We start from the raw sequence: 413 nt of genomic DNA on the forward strand, positions 1-413 counted from the left end.
TCGGCGTAGGTCGGATCGTTTATGGTCTGATGCCAGCGGGGCACCGGAAGTTGGCTGGTGACCAGCGTGGAGCGCTGACCGTAACGGTCCTCAAGGATTTCGAGCAGATGGTGCCGGGCGTTGCCGTCGAGAGGCTGAAGCCCCCAATCATCCAGGATCAGCAGATCGACCCGGGCAAGGCTTTTCAGGCGAGCAGCGATACGGCCGTCACCCTTGGCCAGGGTGAGTTCGTCGATTAGCCGCGGCAACCGGGTGTAGAGAACGGAACGGTTATCACGGCAGGCCTTGTGGCCGATCGCACAGGCCAACCAACTTTTCCCGATGCCGGTCGGGCCGATGATGGCCAAGTTCTCGTGCCTGGATATCCATTCGCCAGCGAGCAACGTCTCGAAGAGCCGGCGGTCAAGACTGCG

1 protein-coding gene is annotated in these 413 nt (G+C 61.7%); it reads right to left on the reverse strand.

What is annotated here, in order from left to right; all coding sequences use genetic code 11:
* A partial coding sequence (locus ACYPYD_RS19720) for an ATP-binding protein (RefSeq protein WP_459664997.1) occupies positions 1 to 383 on the reverse strand: 383 nt, incomplete at its 3' end.
* Between the last annotated feature and the right edge of the window lie 30 nt (positions 384 to 413).

It is taken from the genome of Novosphingobium sp. 11B (assembly GCF_054589055.1).